Source organism: Neoaquamicrobium microcysteis (genome assembly GCF_008180155.1).
In the GTDB taxonomy this organism is placed as follows: Bacteria; Pseudomonadota; Alphaproteobacteria; order Rhizobiales; family Rhizobiaceae; genus Aerobium; species Aerobium microcysteis.
This window is the reverse complement of sequence record NZ_VSZS01000068.1, coordinates 235,803-253,805: the sequence shown is the minus strand read 5'-3', so window position 1 is coordinate 253,805 and position 18,003 is coordinate 235,803. Positions and strand designations below refer to the sequence as shown.

Annotated in this window: 18 protein-coding genes; 6 read left to right on the top strand and 12 right to left on the bottom strand. The window is 61.9% G+C overall.

Annotated elements, in window-relative coordinates; all coding sequences use genetic code 11:
* Nucleotides 1-32: 32 nt before the first annotated feature.
* Both FY036_RS22110 and FY036_RS22105 read right to left on the bottom strand, forming a co-directional pair.
* Nucleotides 33-1,295 carry an arginine deiminase gene (locus tag FY036_RS22110; RefSeq protein ID WP_148916862.1) on the bottom strand — a complete coding sequence of 421 codons (1,263 nt, stop codon included), beginning with the start codon at nt 1,293-1,295 and terminating at the stop codon, nt 33-35.
* A gap of 17 nt (nt 1,296-1,312) precedes the next feature.
* Nucleotides 1,313-2,749 carry a basic amino acid/polyamine antiporter gene (locus FY036_RS22105; RefSeq protein ID WP_148916861.1) on the bottom strand — a complete coding sequence of 479 codons (1,437 nt, stop codon included), beginning with the start codon at nt 2,747-2,749 and terminating at the stop codon, nt 1,313-1,315.
* 356 nt (nt 2,750-3,105) lie between these two features.
* On the opposite strand from FY036_RS22105, the gene FY036_RS22100 reads away from it, so the two are divergent.
* From FY036_RS22100 to FY036_RS22090, 3 genes are all read left to right on the top strand, one after another.
* Complete coding sequence (locus tag FY036_RS22100; protein ID WP_148916860.1) at nt 3,106-3,567, top strand: META domain-containing protein; 462 nt, start codon at nt 3,106-3,108, stop codon at nt 3,565-3,567.
* A 78-nt stretch (nt 3,568-3,645) separates the two neighbouring features.
* Entirely contained in the window at nt 3,646-4,212 is a 567-nt protein-coding gene (locus FY036_RS22095) for an HdeD family acid-resistance protein (protein WP_148916859.1), read from the top strand.
* 113 nt (nt 4,213-4,325) lie between these two features.
* Nucleotides 4,326-4,613: an SHOCT domain-containing protein gene (locus FY036_RS22090; protein ID WP_148916858.1), complete on the top strand. Its 288-nt coding sequence runs from the start codon at nt 4,326-4,328 to the stop codon at nt 4,611-4,613.
* Between the two features lie 14 nt (nt 4,614-4,627).
* On the opposite strand, the gene FY036_RS22085 is transcribed toward FY036_RS22090, so the two are convergent.
* From FY036_RS22085 to FY036_RS22065, 5 genes are all read right to left on the bottom strand, one after another.
* Nucleotides 4,628-5,191 (bottom strand): DUF308 domain-containing protein, encoded by a 564-nt coding sequence (locus FY036_RS22085; protein ID WP_235897761.1) that lies wholly within the window; start codon nt 5,189-5,191, stop codon nt 4,628-4,630.
* Between the two features lie 189 nt (nt 5,192-5,380).
* Entirely contained in the window at nt 5,381-6,463 is a 1,083-nt protein-coding gene (locus tag FY036_RS22080; RefSeq protein ID WP_161601184.1) for a helix-turn-helix domain-containing protein, read from the bottom strand.
* 314 nt (nt 6,464-6,777) lie between these two features.
* Nucleotides 6,778-7,785, bottom strand: coding sequence for an AI-2E family transporter (locus FY036_RS22075; RefSeq protein ID WP_148917147.1), 1,008 nt, complete (start codon nt 7,783-7,785; stop codon nt 6,778-6,780).
* Between the two features lie 107 nt (nt 7,786-7,892).
* On the bottom strand, nt 7,893-8,231 hold the full coding sequence (locus FY036_RS22070; RefSeq protein WP_148916856.1) for a hypothetical protein: 339 nt from the start codon (nt 8,229-8,231) through the stop codon (nt 7,893-7,895).
* Nucleotides 8,232-8,256: 25 nt separating this feature from the next.
* Nucleotides 8,257-8,754, bottom strand: a complete 498-nt coding sequence (locus FY036_RS22065) for a DUF1269 domain-containing protein (RefSeq protein WP_148916855.1) — start codon at nt 8,752-8,754, stop codon at nt 8,257-8,259.
* Nucleotides 8,755-9,093: 339 nt separating this feature from the next.
* Here FY036_RS22065 and FY036_RS22060 point away from each other — a divergent pair, with 339 nt between their 5' ends.
* Both FY036_RS22060 and FY036_RS22055 read left to right on the top strand, forming a co-directional pair.
* Nucleotides 9,094-9,300 carry a hypothetical protein gene (locus FY036_RS22060; protein ID WP_148916854.1) on the top strand — a complete coding sequence of 69 codons (207 nt, stop codon included), beginning with the start codon at nt 9,094-9,096 and terminating at the stop codon, nt 9,298-9,300.
* Nucleotides 9,301-9,550: 250 nt separating this feature from the next.
* Nucleotides 9,551-10,840: an integrase arm-type DNA-binding domain-containing protein gene (locus FY036_RS22055; RefSeq protein WP_126006852.1), complete on the top strand. Its 1,290-nt coding sequence runs from the start codon at nt 9,551-9,553 to the stop codon at nt 10,838-10,840.
* Nucleotides 10,841-11,055: 215 nt separating this feature from the next.
* On the opposite strand, the gene FY036_RS22050 is transcribed toward FY036_RS22055, so the two are convergent.
* The 5 genes from FY036_RS22050 to FY036_RS22030 form a co-directional block, all read right to left on the bottom strand.
* Nucleotides 11,056-11,508 carry a hypothetical protein gene (locus FY036_RS22050; protein WP_126006850.1) on the bottom strand — a complete coding sequence of 151 codons (453 nt, stop codon included), beginning with the start codon at nt 11,506-11,508 and terminating at the stop codon, nt 11,056-11,058.
* 29 nt (nt 11,509-11,537) lie between these two features.
* Nucleotides 11,538-12,383: an AbiJ-NTD4 domain-containing protein gene (locus FY036_RS22045; RefSeq protein ID WP_201744837.1), complete on the bottom strand. Its 846-nt coding sequence runs from the start codon at nt 12,381-12,383 to the stop codon at nt 11,538-11,540.
* A 41-nt stretch (nt 12,384-12,424) separates the two neighbouring features.
* Nucleotides 12,425-14,968, bottom strand: a complete 2,544-nt coding sequence (locus FY036_RS22040; RefSeq protein WP_126006848.1) for a S8 family peptidase — start codon at nt 14,966-14,968, stop codon at nt 12,425-12,427.
* 52 nt (nt 14,969-15,020) lie between these two features.
* Nucleotides 15,021-16,031 carry an AAA family ATPase gene (locus FY036_RS22035; protein WP_126006846.1) on the bottom strand — a complete coding sequence of 337 codons (1,011 nt, stop codon included), beginning with the start codon at nt 16,029-16,031 and terminating at the stop codon, nt 15,021-15,023.
* Nucleotides 16,032-16,251: 220 nt separating this feature from the next.
* The gene (locus FY036_RS22030; protein ID WP_126006844.1) at nt 16,252-16,497 is read right to left on the bottom strand and encodes a type II toxin-antitoxin system Phd/YefM family antitoxin; all 246 of its coding nucleotides are present in this window, start codon (nt 16,495-16,497) and stop codon (nt 16,252-16,254) included.
* A gap of 319 nt (nt 16,498-16,816) precedes the next feature.
* Between FY036_RS22030 and FY036_RS22025 the strand changes: the two genes are divergently transcribed.
* Complete coding sequence (locus FY036_RS22025) at nt 16,817-17,965, top strand: AlbA family DNA-binding domain-containing protein (protein ID WP_126006842.1); 1,149 nt, start codon at nt 16,817-16,819, stop codon at nt 17,963-17,965.
* Nucleotides 17,966-18,003: the final 38 nt, after the last annotated feature.

The following is an 18,003-nucleotide window of genomic DNA, read 5'->3' as shown; positions in this document are numbered from 1 at the left end:
GAGCGCCATCCGAGGTTAGGTCTATCCGAGGTTTAGTAATTCGCGGCGTCTCGGATGATAGGACACGTCATGCAGTGGCCTCCGCCGCGGCCGCGTCCGAGCTCCGAGCCAGAGATGGTGATGACCTCGATTCCGGCCTTGCGCAGCAACGTATTGGTGTAGACGTTCCTGTCGTAGGCGAAGACTACACCCGGAGACGCGCACACCAGATTGGCGCCGCTGTCCCACTGGGTGCGCTCGCGCATGTAGTCGGTGCCGCCGGTCTCTACCACGCGCATCTGCTTGAGACCCAGCGCATCGCGCACCGTTTCCACGAACGATCCCTTGTCCTTGCGCAGGTCGATCTTGTCGGGCGTTTCGCCGGGCCGGTACGAGTAGGCGTGGATCTTGTCGACGATGTCGGGATAGAGCAGAACACAGTCGCGGTCAGCGAAGGTGAACACCGTGTCGAGGTGCATGGCCGCGCGCAGCTTGGGCATTGCGGCGACGATGACGCGCTCCGCCACCCCCTTTTCGAACAGGGACTGCGCCACCTGGCTGATCGCCTGTCGCGACGTTCGCTCGCTCATGCCGACCAGCACGTTGCCCTTGCCGATTGGCATCACGTCGCCGCCCTCGAAGGTCGCAAGGCCGTGGTCCTGCAACGGGTCGCCCCACCAGACATTGACCTTGCCGGCGAAGTCCGGGTGGAACTTGTAGATGGCGGTGGCGAGGATCGTCTCCTCGTGGCGGGCGGGCCAGAACAGTGCATTGAGCGTCACCCCGCCGTAGATCCAGCAGGTTGTGTCGCGGGTGTAGAGTGTGTTGGGAAGCGGAGGCAGGAGATATTCGGTGACGCCAGCCGCATCGCGGATCATCGTGAGCATCTCGCCCCCGACATCCTCGGGAAACTCGACAGTCGACAGCCCGCCGATCAGCGTCTCTGCCAGCTGGCGCGGGGCGAGCCCCTCCAGATAGCTGCGCAGTTCGTCAAGCAGCCCGAAGCCCACCTGGTTGGGCACCACCTGATTGTCCAGTATCCAGTTTCTGGCCTCGGGAAGTGCGACCGTTTCTGCAAGCAGGTTGTGCATCTCCACCACCTCGATGCCGCGGTCGCGCATCTTGGTCATGAAATCGAAATGGTCGCGCTTGGCGTTGTCCACCCACAGCACGTCATCAAAAAGCAGGGCGTCGCAATTGCTAGGCGTGAGGCGCTGGTGCGCGCGTCCGGGCGCGCACACCATCACCTTGCGCAACTGGCCGACTTCCGAGTGGACACCGAACTGGACAGAGGACGCCGGATGCACGCTTGCCATGACGAGACTCCACAAGGTTAGATGGTGATGTAGCCGGTCACGAGCCCGTGGATGCCGACGATGCAGCCGACCGCGGCGGCGCCGAAGATGATCCAGTCGACCGGCCGGTCGAACAGGCCGCTCCTGCTTTGTTCGCGCCTGGCCCAGAAATAGAGAACGGTACCGGGACCGTAGAGGATCGCTGAAAGCAGCAGGAACTTTGCCCCCGCGGCATAGACCAGAAACAGCGTGTAGACGACCGCGATGAACGCGAAGACGTAGTCGCGATTGCGCTCGCTGGGGCGTGTGTCATAGGTCTCGCGGCGCTGGACCAGCATGAAGCCGAAGGCCGCGACGAGGAAGAATGGAACCAGCGACATCACGCTGGTGAGGTTCAGCATCAGCGAGAATGCATCCTGCGACCAGTAGGTGCTGATGACGAAAAGCTGAACCACGATGTTGGTGAGCCACAGCGCGGCCGCGGGCACCTTGTTCTCGTTCTCGGTGCCGAAGCGGCGCGGCATGTCCCGCGTCTTTGCGGCGATGGAAAGCACTTCCGCGGCGATCAGCGACCATGCGAGATAGGCGCCGAGCACTGAAACCAGCAGGCCGACGCTGACAAAGACCGCTCCCCACGGTCCCACGACCGCTTCGAGCACGGTCGCCATGGATGGCTGGCGCATGCCTGCGATCTCCGCCTGCGGCAGCACCGCATAAGGCAAGAGCGACACCAGGACCATCAGCGCCGTGACGCCGACGAAGCCGAGGATCGTCGCGATGCCGACATGGCGGCGTTCCTTGGCATAGCGCGAGTAGACGCTGGCCCCCTCGATGCCCAGGAACACGAAGACGGTGACGAGCATCGTGGCACGGACCTGCTCGAACAGGCTCAGTTCCGGCATGCCCTCGCCGCCCCAGAAATTGGCGCGGAACATGTCCGCCTTGAAGGCCACGAACAGGATCAGGATGAAGGCCAGGATCGGCACGATCTTGGCGATGGTCACGACCATGTTGATGAAGGCGGCCTGCTGGATCCCGCGCAGGATCATGAAGTGAAACAGCCAGATGCCGACCGAAGCGACGAGGATGGCGATGACGGTGTTGCCGTCGCCGAAGACGGGAAAGAACGCGCCCAGCGTCGATTTGATCAGCACCCAGTAGGAGACGTTGCCGATGCACGAGCCGATCCAGTATCCGAAGGCGGAAAGAAAGCCCGGATAGTCGCCGAAGCCTTCTTTGGCGTATGCGTAGACACCGGCATCGAGATCGGGTTTTCGCTCGGCGAGGAACTGGAATACGCGCGCGAGCATGTACATTCCGCCGGCCGCGATCGTCCATGCGATCAAGGCGCCGAAGGGCCCGGTCGCCCCGGCAAACGTGCGCGGCAGGGAGAAAATGCCCGACCCCACCATCGAGCCGACCACCATCGCCGTCAGCGCAAAAAGCGACAGCTTCTGGACCGAGCCCGAACTCATCGCGTTTCCATCACAACCATCTGATGTACCCCCGATACGCCGACGAAGCGACGAATGTTCAAGAACACGCAAGTATAGGCTTACGCTGCGTTGCAAGTGATCGGCACAGAATCCGTCCCTTGTGCCGTACGTCCCAATCTGCGAACAAGAGGATGGGCAAGATTCGCAGCTTTAAGGCGCAATGAATCTCCAGACTTTGCATGGCGTCCCATTTTTCTTGTTTCGGATCGCCAATGCTTCGGGAAGTATCGATAAGCCATTGCTATCGGTTGTAACTTGCTGCTTCCTATATGAAAGGCTCCGGCTCGACTTAGGGCTTGGGGTTCGTGCCTTCATTCGGCACGGGGAGCGCAACAATGTCGCTTGTGCACTTGCTGCCCCTGGCGATTGCCGCCGTCCTCGGCGCGGACATCGCACCTTCGGGCCCTGCGCCACACGGGCACGGGATGCTGTGGGCGCAGGCCGATTCTGATGATGCGATGCCGGAACTTGCAGGGACGGAATGGCTGCTCAAGTCGCTTCGCGGAAACGACGTTGAGCCGGAGATCGGCTCATCGCTCGGTTTCGATGAGGATGGGGGCGCCTTCGGCAACGGAGGATGCAACCGGTTCAGGGGTTCCGTGGAGATCGATGGCGGGACGCTGAAATTCGGCGATATCGCCTCGACCATGATGGCTTGCGCGGATGCGAACTCGCAGCAGGAAGCGGCCTTCCACGAGGCTCTGGCGCAAACGGCCGCCTTTCGTTTCGAAGCGGGTGAACTTCTTCTTCTGGATGCGAAGGAGGAGGTCGTCGCACGGCTTGCGCCGGCGAACTAGACCGTCGCGCCTCCAGTCGAGGCCGATGGCGGATCGGGTAACAAGACAGACAGCAACCAGATAAACGGCGGTGATATCATGGCAGAGGTAACGCAAGATCAGGTCAATGCCGGGCAGGCGGGAAAGAGGTCTCTCTGGTTCGTCGTGCTTGGCGTAATCGTGTTCGCCGCCGGTCTGTTCGCGGCGGCGAACCTCCTTGTGGCAACATTCGTCAGCGTTCTGATGGTGGGCGTGATGATGATTATCGGCGGGATCGCCGAGATCGTGCATGCGTTCGGCGTCAGGACATGGGGCGGCTTCGCCCTGTGGTTGCTGGCCGGCATCCTTTATACGGCGGCAGGCGTCCTTACCTTCTACAATCCGTTGCTCGCATCGGCGATCATCACGCTGATGATTGCGGCAAGCCTGATCGCGGCCGGCGCGGTGCGCATCGTGGCCGGATTCACCCATCGCGGTTCCAGCGGTTGGGGCTGGGTCGTCTTCGGCGGTATCGTGACACTGGCGGTAGGCCTGGTCATTCTGCTGCGCTGGCCGATCAACAGCCTGTGGGTGCTCGGTCTTTTCCTGGCCGTCGACCTGATGCTTCAGGGATTGTCCTACGTCACCTACGGGTTCGGGTTCAAAAGGTCACCGGCCGCGCACTAGACGATGTGCGAAGCCGTAGTCGGAGGAGCATCGGACGGCCGGGATACCGGTTCCACTTTTCGGTCCGATGCTCCAGTGGGCCGCTGCGCCCGCCAGTTGAAGGAGTTGCAGCCATGGTATTCCGCAAGAGCGGTCCCGGACTGGTCGGCCGCGCCGCAAAGACTGCGGCGCGAACGGCGCTTATCACGGCCACCGCGACCACTGTCGCCAACAAGATGTCGCGCCCGAAGCAGGATGCAGGGTCGATCGATCCAGCAGCCTCTGCATCTGCAGGTTCCTCCCGGCCCGCGGGGCTTTCCGACGAGGCGATAGCGCGGTTGGAGAAGCTGGCCGAAATGCACAAGGCGGGCATTCTGTCCGATGCAGAATTTGCCGAGCAGAAGGCAAGGCTTCTGGCCTGAGAGGCTGAACCCTCTCAGCCTGCGTCGGGCGAGGCTGCCCTTATGCGCCATGCGCGGTACAGCAGGCTAAGCGCGTAGGCGATGAGCAGGATCGTGGCCAGCCGCATCAGCACGGCCGCGCTCGAAAGCGGCATGAAGATCAGCACCAGACCGGCAACGACGTAGAGCCCGCCGCCGACCATCGCCATCATCGGGCTTGCGTAACGTTCGTGGTCCATCAGGATCGAGACGAGTTCGACGAGGCCGGCCAGGATCACAAGCAGGCCCACAACGGTTGCCAGGAAGCTGAGCGTGAACAGGCCGGTCAGGAACCCGCTCGCCAGAACGATCGCGCCAGCTGCGATGCAGAGCAGGTTTCGCGACAGCGCAAGGTAGTAGGCATGAACGCGCCGGCTGGCAAAATCCATCGACGCGAGGCCGAGGCAGCCATCCACGAGAAGAAGACCGCCGCCCGCCAGGAGCACGAACTTGACCGCCTGAGCCGGCATCAGAAACGCGAAAATGCCAGCCAGTATCATCACGATGCCTCGCAACGCGGTCAGCGCCACCTGCAGCCTTCTGGAATTATCGATCGGCATGGCCCGCCCTTCCTGTTCGCAACCACAGACCTGTAATGAGGCAATCCTAGCTTGGAGAGCAAAACTCGAAACGAGCCGGCAGTCTCGGCGTTTGGCCCTACGTCCCAGATTGCGGCCCTGACCATGCAATCGGGACGTGTCGCGGTAGAGGGGCGCACCTCACGCCTGAGACCCCGATCATCGGCAGCGTCAGCCCTGCAGGCGGCGCAGGAGCCCGTTAAGGCGCTGTACGGGCGTGTCCTCGCAGCCTTGGCTGGGCCGCCCGGCGCCGGGCAGGCGATGGCTTGCGTCGGCCCGTACGTCCGATGGGCTGTAGCCGAACTCGCGCCGGAAGGCTCGGCTGAACTGCGCTGCGTCACCGAAGCAGTAGCATTCGGCGATATCGAGGATGCGCCTGACATCCGTGGGGTCGGCAAGTGCCGCGTGGGCGGCGGCAAGCCGTCTCCGCTGGATGTAATGCATCACCCCGTCGGCCGTTTCGAAAAGCCTGTAGAGCCTCGATCTCGAAAGGCCGAGCGCCTGCAGCAGCATCTGCGCATCGAGCGTCGGATTCTGGAGATGCAACTGAATGTATCGCCGCGCCCGCTCCAGTTGCAGGTATGCTATGGAGTTGTCAGCCTCCTCCAGCCGCTGCAGCGAAGGCTCTACGCTCGCAAGCAGCATGGCGCGGGTCGCCGCGACCAGTTCCGTCATTTCCGTGACGTCGAGTTGCGGCAGTTGCTGCACGAGGCTGACCATGTAGTCGGCGAAAATCCGGGCCATGCCGCTGTCCAGACGCGAAAAGGCGGCGGCGTCCAGCGCCTGCACTTCGTCGCGGCAAAGGTCTCGCGGCACGAACAGCATCAGGATTTCGCTGTTGCTGACGCGCCCCTCGAATGCCCGGCCCAGCGCATGCATCTGGACCGTTTCGGCCTCACCCCTGAACTGTGTGCCGCCCGCATTCGTCACCGAATTGCCGCTCAGCAGCAGCGTGAACAGCCAGTGATCGAGCGGTTCGCGTCGGTGATGCCCGGCAAGGCCGGCGAAATCGACCTCTTCGGTGCTGACGTGGGAGAAAATGAGACTGCCGATGTCCCATACACTGTGGCTCCCACGGAAACCGACGGCTGTCGTGTCCGGTTCGCTCAGATCGAAGATGGAAGAGTAGCTTGAGCGCCACCCGTCGAACTGCTCATCTGGCGGCAGGTCTTGGGTGGAAAACTCGAAATACGGCACCGGCGTTGCGGGTCTCGTGCCGGCCGCATGCGGCGCTGCATCCAACATGCCGTCCATTTCGGTTATCGGACAGGAGGGGGAATCGTTCCACATGTCCGAGGTGAGGCGCGATTGTTCAGGCTCGGCGCCGCCTTCGGCGCTGAAGGCGGTTTCCTGCCGTCGCCAGTTTTGGTGGGCTGCTGTCGATGTCGCGCGCGGAGCACTGCCCCGCCAGGTTGGGTGTGACATGTTCCCCTCGAAAAACAGCCACCGCCAGTGGCATCATTCTATCCCAAACTGAAATGAGTTCAATCTTTGCCGTGCAGCGGAAATTTCTCCGCAAATTGTTGAAAAAATTGCATAAAAGGTGAGTTCATTGACTGTGTCCGCCTTCATGATCGGTCGGAAAACAATGTCGCAATCCAGCCTGTTGCCGGAAACTGCGAGCAGTAGACGATGATGACGATGAGGATAGGCACAGCGATGAAAGTGCCCGCCAGACCCCACATGAACGTCCAGAAAAAGATCGCGAAGATCACAGCCGAAGGCGAAATCCTCAGTGACGCGCCAGCGACGATCGGCTCGATGTAGCTGCCGATGACGAACTGGATCACGTTGAGGCAGAGAAATATGAAGACTGCTGGTTGCCACGTGTCGAACTGTGCAAGGGCAAACAGGGTCGGGAACACCGTTGCGATCAGTGGACCCAGAAACGGTATGTAGTTGAGGGCGAAGGCGATGGCGCCCCATGCGGTGGCCAGTTCCAGCCCCGCCAATAGCGCGAACGCCCACACCGCGAGACCGGTGAGCACGCTGGCAAAGGTCCTGACGAGCATATAGCGCCGCAGCTTGGCGCCGATCTCGCCGTTCGCCGCGAGCATCTTCTGCCCGAGCGGCTGCGTTCCGGGCATCGCGAGCCGGGCCCGGAAACGCTCGACCTCGAGAAGCCCGAGCATGACGAGAATGAACACCAGCACGAAGAAGCCGGCGAGGCTGTTGAGCCGCAGGAGAAGCGCCTGCATCCGCACCACCAGCCACTGCACGTCGAACTGTGCCGCAAGCGGGCCGGCGATGGCGACGCCGTATCCTTCAAGCCATTCCGACCATTCGGAATAGGTCGATTGAAGCCGTCCACTGTTCAGGAACAGCCATTGGCCGAGCTTCGTGAAGCCCCAGACGACGGCGGAAGCCAGGGCGATGACAAGAACGCTGGTGACAACCAAGACCAGCAGGAGGGCGAGAAAGCGTGGTATGCGACGCTGCAGGGCCGCCTGCAGCGGCCATACCAGCGCGATGATGAAGAGCGCGAATGCAAGCGGAACAAAGACGGTTTGCCCCGCGTGCAGTAGCGCCAGAAGCAGGATGGCGCTCGCAACAGCGCCTGCGCCGCCGCCGCTCATTGCCCGCTGCGCCTCCGCACCATCCAGCATGGGGTCTCTGGTCTTGGGGGGCGTGAAGTTGGACTCTTCCATGAGGATCGCGCGTCAGACCTTCCCCGGGGTAAATATCAACCGGTGCGCCGTCGTCTCGCCAGGCCGAGCAGCAGGATTGCAGTGGAACCTCCGATCAGGCCGGCGATCCCGGCGCCGACCAGCACCATCGGCGTCACGCCACCGGTGCCCTGGATCGCTCCGTCCACCGCCGTCTCGACATGCCCGACCATCCGTCCGACACCGGGAATCCGGGCCGCCAGCCATGTGAAGATCAACCCGCCGGCTCCGCCGACGCCAGCGTCGATGAAAGAGCGCGAACTGAAATGCGGCAGCCAGCGTCCCACGGCGACGCCGGCAAGCGCGCCGCAGACGAACTCGACCACGAGCGTAACTGCGAAAGCGGGATCCACCATGGCGGTTTAGCAGCGTTCGGCCCGTTCATGCCGCGGCGGCTGCCTGATCGAGGGCCTCGCGCAAGGACTGTTCCTTCGTCTCGTCCAGCGACGTCTTCAGCACGGTACCGCCATATCCCTGGATTTCCTTGAGGATCTTGTCGGCGGTCATGGTCTGGATGAGCAGGAACAGCGCACCGTTGCCGGGCTGGAGGTTGTTGGCCAACTCCTTCATGAAGGCATCGTTGATGCCGGCATCGGTCAGCGCCCCGCCGATCGCGCCCGATGCCGCGCCTACCGCCACGCCGAGAAGCGGATTGAGAAAGATGACGCCTATCAGCAGACCCCAAAAGCTGCCGGAAGCCGCGCCTGCCAAAGTGGTGTTGACGATCTGGTTGAGCTTGATCTTGCCCGTTTCCGTCTTGGTCGCGATCACTGCGTCGTTCAACGAGATGAGATATTGCTTCTGCAACTCGAACAGCCGCTGCCGTACTTCTTCCGCTTTGGCTTCCGTTGGATAGACGATTACTACGAGATCGGACATGCGGGCCTCCCGTCAGCTGTAGATGCGGCAACAAAGGCGCGCTTCCGACGAAAGTCTATTTCACCTCCACGGCGAAGAAACGGGCTGCAAATCCCGCATCCATGCACAAAGTCCCAATCTGGCCGGCGCCGGTTGCTGCTTCGCGTCGGGGGCCTCGCGGCGCGCGGGCGACTTCACGCCGGCTGAAGCAATGGCCAAAACCAAAAGCCGCAACGCGGTCGGAAAAGATGAAGCCTGTAGCCGACATGATATCGTCTCGTTGAAAGGTTCGCGGGGACCAAACCCCCATCGACCGCAGAGCGCTTCGCCTGCAATGTATGTTCGAACGAGATCTGCAAAATGCCAGTCGCTCCCAACGATGCAACGCCAGCAACCACCTCTCACCGAGAGGAAATCAAATCTGATTTCGAGCTGCGGGTCGGCAAGCACGTCACCCTGCAAGGCAGCGCAAGGATAACGCCGGCCGGGGTTATCGCCGTCGGCGTCGCAGCCGCCGCGATGACACTGGCGCTCGGCTATCTTTCCTCGTCGTTGAGACGCCGGTAGGCTTTGCAAGGAAGCGGTGAAAATGGCGCGCCCGAAAGGATTCGAACCTCTGACCCCCAGATTCGTAGTATGTAATCAGCCATATTGGAATGCCCGAGCGCCTACGTCACCATACTTTTCGTCTTGACACAAGATACTGATTTTGCTACTATTTTTAGTAGATGGTCGTGCTTTAGCGTAGTTTGACCGCGATGACTCTCGCCGGACACTTCCCCAGACTAAACCCAGACTAAAAATTGGGATGCCCGAAATGGCCGATAACCGGCAGCTTCTCACCGACAAGGCGATCGCGCGCCTGCCCTATGCTACCGACAAGCAATACAAGGTCCGCGACACCGAGCTTCCCGGCTTCTTCGTGCTCGTCGGAAAGAAGAAGAAGACCTTTATGGCGCAGGGGGAGTTCTGGCGCGATGGCGTCCGGGAGTTCGCCGCGCAGGTGAAGCTCGGCGAGTGCGGGGACGTGACGACGCGCGAGGCTCGCAGCAAAGCGAAGGTCGAGATCGGCTCCATCGCGCGGGGCGAGCGGCCAGGTGAAGAGCAGAAGATCAAGCCCGGCGCCGTCACGCTGCGCAAGGCGTGGGAGCGGTATCGGGACGGCCACATGGTCCGCAAGGGACGGGATGCGCGCACGATCGAGAACTATCGCGACCACATGGAGCGGCTGTTCGAGGATTGGCTGGACAAGCCGCTCGCTAAGCTCGGCCGGCAGCCGAAGCTGGTTGCCGAGCGGCACGACAAGATCAGCGAGGAGAACGGTCCCTACATCGCCAATGGCGCGATGCGAAGCCTACGGGCGGTCTACAACCACGCACGGAAGACCAATCCCGACCTGCCGCCGGTCAATCCGGTGACGGCGATCGACTGGAATACCGAGCAGCGGCGCGACACCGGCATGGGCACCGGCGACATGGCGTCCTGGTTCGCGGAGCTGACGGCGCTGACGAATCCGATCCGCCGCGAGTTCCACCTGATGACGCTTCTGACCGGCTCGCGGCCGACTGCGCTGAAGAACGTGCGGATCGAGCACATCGACTTCCGCAGCCGGCTGCTGCACATCCCGAAGCCGAAGGGCGGGGTGAAGAAGGCGTTCGACATTCCGCTATCGCGGCCGATGATCCGCTGCATCCTGCGGGCGATGCGCACCGGCCGCATCCTTTATCCCGACCAGGCCGAGTTCTGGCTGTTCCCGGCCGACAGCGACAGCGGGCATTTGATTGAGCACAAGGAAGAGCGGGACGTGCTGTCGAAGTGGGGCAACGACCTTCGCCAGAGCTACCGCACGCTGGCGCAGGCGGCCGGGGTGTCGGAACTGGACATCCATCTTCTGATGAACCATTCGCTGCCCGGTGTGAACGCGGGTTACATCACGCGCGACAGCCTGCTGCGCGACCATCTGCGCAAGCAGCAGGAGCGGATCTCGAAGGTAATCATCGACAGCGCGAAGGGTAAGGACGAGGGACCGGACCTGGGCTGGCTCCACCAAGCGAAGGTAGCCACCTTGCCGGTCTTGCCGGACGAGGAGTTGAAGGCGGCTGCCTGAGAGCCACCGACCGGGGAGCAGAGTGGCGCGTTGCGCCACTGTCCTCCACCACCGCGATCCGCGATGAAACTTAGCGTTCAAGATCGGCCATTTCTCACGCAATTCGCAAAATAAACTCGAACGATCAACGCATTGCTGCGGGTGCGGATCGGCCAAAAAGTGAAACCTGAAGGGGATAGCGACAGTCGATCACGCCGGGCAAGCGCCCCGAGCATTCAGTTGTCGTAAGCCTGTCGAACGTCTGGCGATGCCCCTAGACAGGCACGAAGAATGACGAGGGAATGTTTCAAGAGTGCCTCGCTGCGTTCAGGCGCGAACCAGTGGCCGTTGAACTTCCCCCCATGAAAGAGGTTGTTCCTGACGCGCCGCACATAGATCAGAATGCGGTCAGACTGGAGGTCCGTTTGAGGAACTCCATCTGCCCAGTCAAGAACACCTCCCGAGATGACTTGCTTTTTCGGTGGGTGCTGGAGGATGTAGCTGACGGCCTCGTTCAGCGTCGCTTCGCTGATGTTGTCAAACAGATCGGGGATGGACTCCGCGAACGAACGCCAGTTCGGCTCTGCCGCTCCCTCGCCCCTATGAAAGCCTGCGGCTTTAAGTGCGTATTCGAAGCGGGCGAAGGTGCGGAAGAGTTCAGAGGCGAGTTCGTTGAGTTTCGCGTGCATGTTGCTCTCCGACTCTCGGCCTGATGTTGTCATTTCCTATGGATAAGGAAGATCGACACCGCGCAGGCGACGCTGACGACCAGTTCCGCCTCATCGTCCCCGAGCTGCTGTCCCTCCTGGATATGCCTGGCCCTTTCTGAGGCGAAGCCCCAAAGCTTTTCGACGGCCTCGTCGAGCGGTCGAGGAAGGCCGAGGCGCGGTAGAAGTCGTCCAAGGGTCAGTCCGGGTTGCTTCGCAACGTCGCGTGCAACGCATTCCAGTGCTGCGATGGAATGCTGGATAGCGCCGGTTCTGTCCGGCGTCGGCCGCCGGGAAATATCCCGCAATGCCTCACGAATTTCGGAGGCCGCACTCAGGCGTCCGGTTGCCGTTAGGGCCTCAACCGCGTCGGCGGTTGCGGCCGCAAATGGAGCACTCCCACGATAGACGATGCCTTCGTGATCTTTCAGTTCCCAGCCGATGCCCTTCTCGCGGAAAAGCCCGTTCAGCTCGTCGCGAAACTGGTCGGCCTGCTGGTAGTGGAGGGTGCGGTGCAGCCGCTCGGCGATGTCATAGACCTTGAACCATTCGCAGTCCTCAAGTTGCCATCGAACCTCATCCCAGATGTTCGGGTATTCGGACCAGTTGTTGCGGTCAGGGGCGACAAAGAGGACGCTGCAAACTACATCCCTGATCTGACTCGGTGCCAAGCCTGCGTTGACGGCGATCTGCGCGACGGCATATCGCAGGTCATCCGGCGCGTCTTCCCGGATGGTGATGTCGGGTTCGGATGGCTTGTAGCCGTAGCGGTCTGAAAAACTCTGTGACATGACTGAGGTTATATGATCGGGGCAAAGCTGAAAGTGTCCCGGCACCGGAACCTGACTCTTGTCCACGTAGCTGAAAATTCGGTCGCCGTCTCGATACTATTTGAGGCTCAGCCAATGGAGATTTCGATTTCCTTCACCTCCACGAGAGCCGCAATCTCCGAATAGAGGTCGACGGCCTGCCCCGCGGCAGAGATCGAGATGACCAGCGAATAGCGCGCCTTGTCCGTTATCCGCTTCTGGCCTGTGTGCGACTTCCACCAGCCGCCGACCGGATAGACCGCGATGGCGTCATGGCCGGCAAGCTCGATCGCACGGCCGCGCCAGAGATCGCAATGGAGCGAGCCGGCCTGGATGGCCTTGGGTCCGAGCAGCCAGTAGCTCGCTTCTGCTTCAGTTTCCGAGCCATCCTTTTCCTGGCTGGCGGAGATGCGGCTTCTGAAGCGGGCATTCGTCTCGGTGCGCTTTTTCATGTCGAAGCGGAGCCCGAACGATCGGTAGGTGTCCGGCCGCGTCGCGGCCTTGCCGGTGATGTTGGGCTCGATGAAGTAGGAGAGCGTCACCTTCATGACGACGATCTCGTTCTCGATCTTCTCCAGGGCCGCTTTCGGCCAGGGTAGATCGTAGAAGTGCATTTCATTGAAGACGCCGCTGCGGCCATCGGTGCCGATCGCAAAAGGCTGGATTTCTGCTTCAGCGACGAGGGTAACGTCATTGCGTGCGGAGAGGATCGCACGCCCGAGGTCGGGAACGCCGTAGCCGAACTCGCGCAAGAGCTGCTGCTTCTCGGCCTTTGCCCCACTCTTCCAGTGCGCCCCGCGACCGATGAACCGCCTTCGGATCGGTTGCGGCCATTGCGCGGAGTCGACTGCCAGCGCGCGGTACGTTTCCGGCCAGTGGCCAGGCAGCGCCGCGTGCAGGCTACCCATGAAGTATCCGGCTACCCCCACCGCCGCGCTGGTCGCCCAGAACGGCACCAGCGGCTCCGCGGCTACGTCCGATCCGGGCGCAAGCAGCGAGACGGACGGTCCCCAGGCGCAGAAGCCGGTGGCGTCGGAAAGCATGTTGCCGGCCTCGAACAGCACCTCCGGCTTGATCGGCGTGAGGTCGTCGGGAAGCGACTGCGAGCCGCGGCTGAAGGGGCTGCGATGGTTGGCCGGAACGACGGGATCAAGGACCGGCGGCGGCGCGGGAGCCTGCTCCTTGCGCGTGAAGCCGCCAATCGTCAGGGCATTCCAGCTTTGCGCTGGATCTTCGAGCGGCAGGGAGGGCACGACGTTGACCATCATTCCTCCCGACACATTGCCGGTTGCTGCAAGGACAAGACGCTTCGGGCGCTCCGATGCCGGCACGTCGTCGGCAGCATCACCAGGCATTGATCCGGCGGCGACCTGATCGAGCGCGCCGCTCCATGTGGAGGGGCGGCCCGGCGGAAAATCGGTTGCGGTGGCGGCGAGGCAAAAGCTGCGGGGAATGCCGGGGCGCTCGATCTCGACAAGCGCGACGGCGCCTTGCGTCACGACACCGTAGCTCGGCGGTTTCGTAGGCGGAAAACCGTGCGGAGGGAGCAGCTTCATCGACTCCGCGGCATGGGTGAGCGTGACCGGCTGGCTGCCGTTCATGAGCGGCTCCAGATCGCCATAGAGGACGAGACCAGCGAGCGGCGTGCCGTGCCCGCCGTCAGGATGATGGTCGTCCGTTCCCCAGGCCACGTCGTAGGCCCATGCGCCGGCCAGTCCGGGCTCGATCAGCGGATGGGCGGCGCTAACGCCGGTATCGAGCGCGCATACGGCCGGTGCGTCGCCTGCGGGCGGGATCACGCGATCGGCAAGCTCGGCCACCCAGTCGTGCTGGCCCATTCCGTTATCGCCGCGATCAAGGAACGGCTCGATCGAACCTGTCGCCTTCCTGATTTCGGTGAGCGCGCCCGGCACCTTCGCTGCGAAGGCAGACAGCGCGCCGGCTGCTGCATGGACGAACAGGACCGTCGTATCGGGGAAGATGAGCCGGTCGGAATGGACATCGAAATTCGCGCCGCGCGCCAGTTCGGCGAGGCGATCGGAGATCGCCGCAGGCTGGCGAACCCAAAGCTCCCACCATACGATGTCGGGCGCAGCAAGATCGACGTCGCCGGTGAAGAGTGAAAGGCTCTCGGTGGCGCGCACGGTTTCGACGGACTCGAATTTCTCCAGGTCCGGGCGCCGCTGGTTGCCGGGATCACGCCCATAGTCTTCGATCCTCCCGCGCAGAAAGGCGCGCGTATCGTCGGGCACGAAGAGCAGCGCGCTTTCTGTGCGATCGTCGTTTCGCTCCGAGCGGAGCACGACGACATCCTGAGTCGGGAACTCCAGCGTCGCCGGCACTTTGACCGCCTTGACGCGCGAACCTTCGGCCGGCGGAAGGGTCGTCACTTCGACGATCGTGCCTGGCTTCAGACCCTGGACGGGCAGCCGCGCATCGGCATCGGTTACCGGCAGCTCACCCAAGGCTGCGTCGAGTTGATCGAGCAACGCTGCTGCATGGGCTGCATAGTTGGCCCGGAGCGGCTTCCGCTCCTGCTTGCGGGACGGGTAGGTGTAAGCCGCCGTTTCCGCGAAAGCATTGATCGAAATGTGCGGGCGATTCCGCCCCCCATAGTCTTCAGACTCCACCATAAGACCCTACCATAAATGAGTCGTTCCATTTCGTCCGGTCCGAAGAGATTCACTAAAGGCGGGACTGTCGACGGAACTTCTCCTTGAGGGTCTGACGGTTTTGCAGGGCGTCGCGCAAAGCCTCGACCGACACCTTTGCAGCGTCTTCGAGAATGGCGTCCTTGACCACGGCGTCGGCGGCGCGCACCAACTCGCCTTGGCTCAGCCCGTCGAGCGCGGGCGCAAGCTCGGACCAGGACTTGGCTGCAATCTTGAACTTGCCGAGCCGACGTTCGATGATTGCCCGCGCGGCGGCAGCATCGGGCCGCGCATATTCGATCACTTCGTCGAAGCGACGTGCCAGCGCTTCGTCGAGGATTTCAACATGGTTGGTCGCGGCTAGGACGAGACTGTCTGTCGAGTTGGGTTCCTCCATGAAGGCGAGCACTGAGTTAAGCACGCGCCGGATTTCTCCAACGTCGTTCGGTTCGCCGCGACGGGCACCGATGGCGTCGAACTCGTCGAGGAGATAGACACCGCGCGTCTGCGCGATCTGGTCGAACAGCAGCCGCAGCTTGCCGGCAGTCTCGCCGAAATAGCGGCTGAACAGGGATTCCAGCCTCACCGTGAACAGGGGAAGTCGCAGTTCCCCGGCAAGTGCCGAAGCCGTCATGGTCTTTCCCGTTCCTGGCGGCCCCACAAGCAGCATATGCGTCGTCGGCGTTTGCCCATGCTCGCGAAGCGTTGCCCGCTCCTGCTGCTGGCGAACGACCCGCATCAGGCGCGCACGAACATCGTCAGCCAGCACCATGCTCGCCAGCGTGATCTTGGGATAGCTGCTCTCGACGAGGCCCTGAAGTTCGCCGCGCGGCCGGGCCAGCGGGATTGGCGTTTGTCCGCCGGCCGGCGTTCCATTCCGTTGCCGGTCCCGCGCCTTCTGAACGAGGCGCTTCAGCTTATCGGCCTGTTCCGTGTGCCCCTGCCGGGCCTCCTGGGCTGCAACCTGAAGCGCGATCGAGAGAAATTGTTCCTCGTCCCCTTCGATATGGGAGTTCAGGAGCGCGAGAAGGTGCTTGGTCGACATACTCGCCTCCTTTCTTCGATTGGGCTGGACTCAGAATGACTACCGCCGCCTAAGATGGGGTAAAGGCGAACAAAACACTAACGGAACAGGGCGGGAAACGCCAGAGTCACCGGGATAGAAGGCTGGGGGATTCGGCTATTACGGGCGGGAAACCGCCGGCGCCGTTGCGGTGTTCATATCCGGCTGATCTGCCCTCCGCGCCGACGGCAGGAACTCCAGTCTATAGGTCATCGAGGTTGACCGGCACGCCCGTCTCGCCGGCCCGCGCCTTCGCGATCTCGATAAGCGCCTGGTCGTCGAGCGCATCCATCATCGCCTCATAGGTGCCGGCTGGCACCATATACGCCATGACGCGGTTGCGATTGAAGATCGCGACCGCGCTGCCGCGCGCACCATCGACAATGGCACTCGGATTCTTCTTAAGGTCGGAGACACTCACGGCGATCTCGGCTTCGATACGCTGCATGGCCAGGCCCTCGAATGACTGCACTGAAATCAGTTCAGATTTCAGTGCGGAATTTCGATCTATAGAGCGCATCGCCGCTCTCCATGCCAGAGGGTCGGAAGGCAGGGACGGCGTTTTCCTGCCGCAGGCCGGAATTATTGTGGAGGCGCTCCCGATAGAGCCCTAAGCAGCCACCGAACTTTCTACGCTCCTTTTGCTCGTGCTAACAACCTGACTTGGGCGAGACGTTCTTCAAGCTCGCAAGGCAGAACTGGAACGACGCCGGCGACAACGCACCTGACGCTGACGGGTAGCACTTGGGAACTAGGGGACACGACAGATGCTCACCGACGTGTTGCTTGAGGAATTGCGCTACAAGGGCGAAGGTTCCGATCTGGACTACAAGGCCGAGCGTTATCCGTTCGCCAAGGCCACCGATGACGAAAAGTCGGAGCTTCTGAAGGACATCCTCGCGCTGGCCAATGCGCATCGGATCGGAACCGCCTACATCCTGATGGGGTTCAAGGAGAAGCCACCGCATCCCGCGGAAGTGGTCGGACTGGCTCCAGAGGGCGCGATTGATGATGCCCGTCTCCAAGAGTTCGTGAACGGGAAGCTGGAGACCAAGCTCGACTTCCGTTACGAGGAACGGTTGTTCGATGGCAAGCATATCGCCGTGATTTCTATTCCGAGACAGCAACGGCCTTTCTACCTCAAGAAGAACTACGGCAAGTTGTCCAAGGAGGAGGTCTATGTGCGCCGGGGGAGCGCTACTGCGATCGCTGCACCCCGAGAGATCGCGATGATGGGAGCAGCCAATACGGCGAGGGCTGAAGCCCAGATTTTGCTGTCGTTTCAGACTCCGGAGAACCAGCCGCTGCCGGATGCCTTTGAGAGAGAGTTCCTGATTTTCCCAAAGGATTTGCCTGATCTCGAACCAGATCGAAGCAGCATGTTTCGCGTTCCTGGCCTGAGCGTCAATGAAAACTACTGGCGAGACGGAGCATACTACCATTCGAGCTGGAGAAGAGTAATACAAGCTCGATTATCGTTGGAAAATCAGTCTGAATACTCGCTCGGAGACACGCACCTGGAAGTGACATGCCGTTGCCCGGAGGGTGAATCCGTGTCGCTGCTTCGCGCCGACCACATGCCCGACGAGCCAGACTCCTCCTATTTGGCCCACATCACCTCCAACTTTGAGCATGCCAATCAGCGGGTGAGCATTGACGAGCGAGGCAGCGAGCCGGTGGCACACGTCGCATTGGGAACGATACGGCCGGGCCAGACGATTCGCGCTGAGGAGGATCTGGCGTTGTTGCCATCAGGTCCGGGCAGTTATCTTGTTCAGGTTCGTGTCATGGCCAATGAAATACCGACCCCGCGACTGATCGAACACCCGTTTGAGGTTGCCGGCCCGGTGACGGAGGTTAGCCTGTCGGACTTCGTTGCGTTGATGCAACCTTCCTCGGACGCGAACGAGGACTGAGCGCTCCATGATGACGACTGATGGCGTATCGTCCGAAG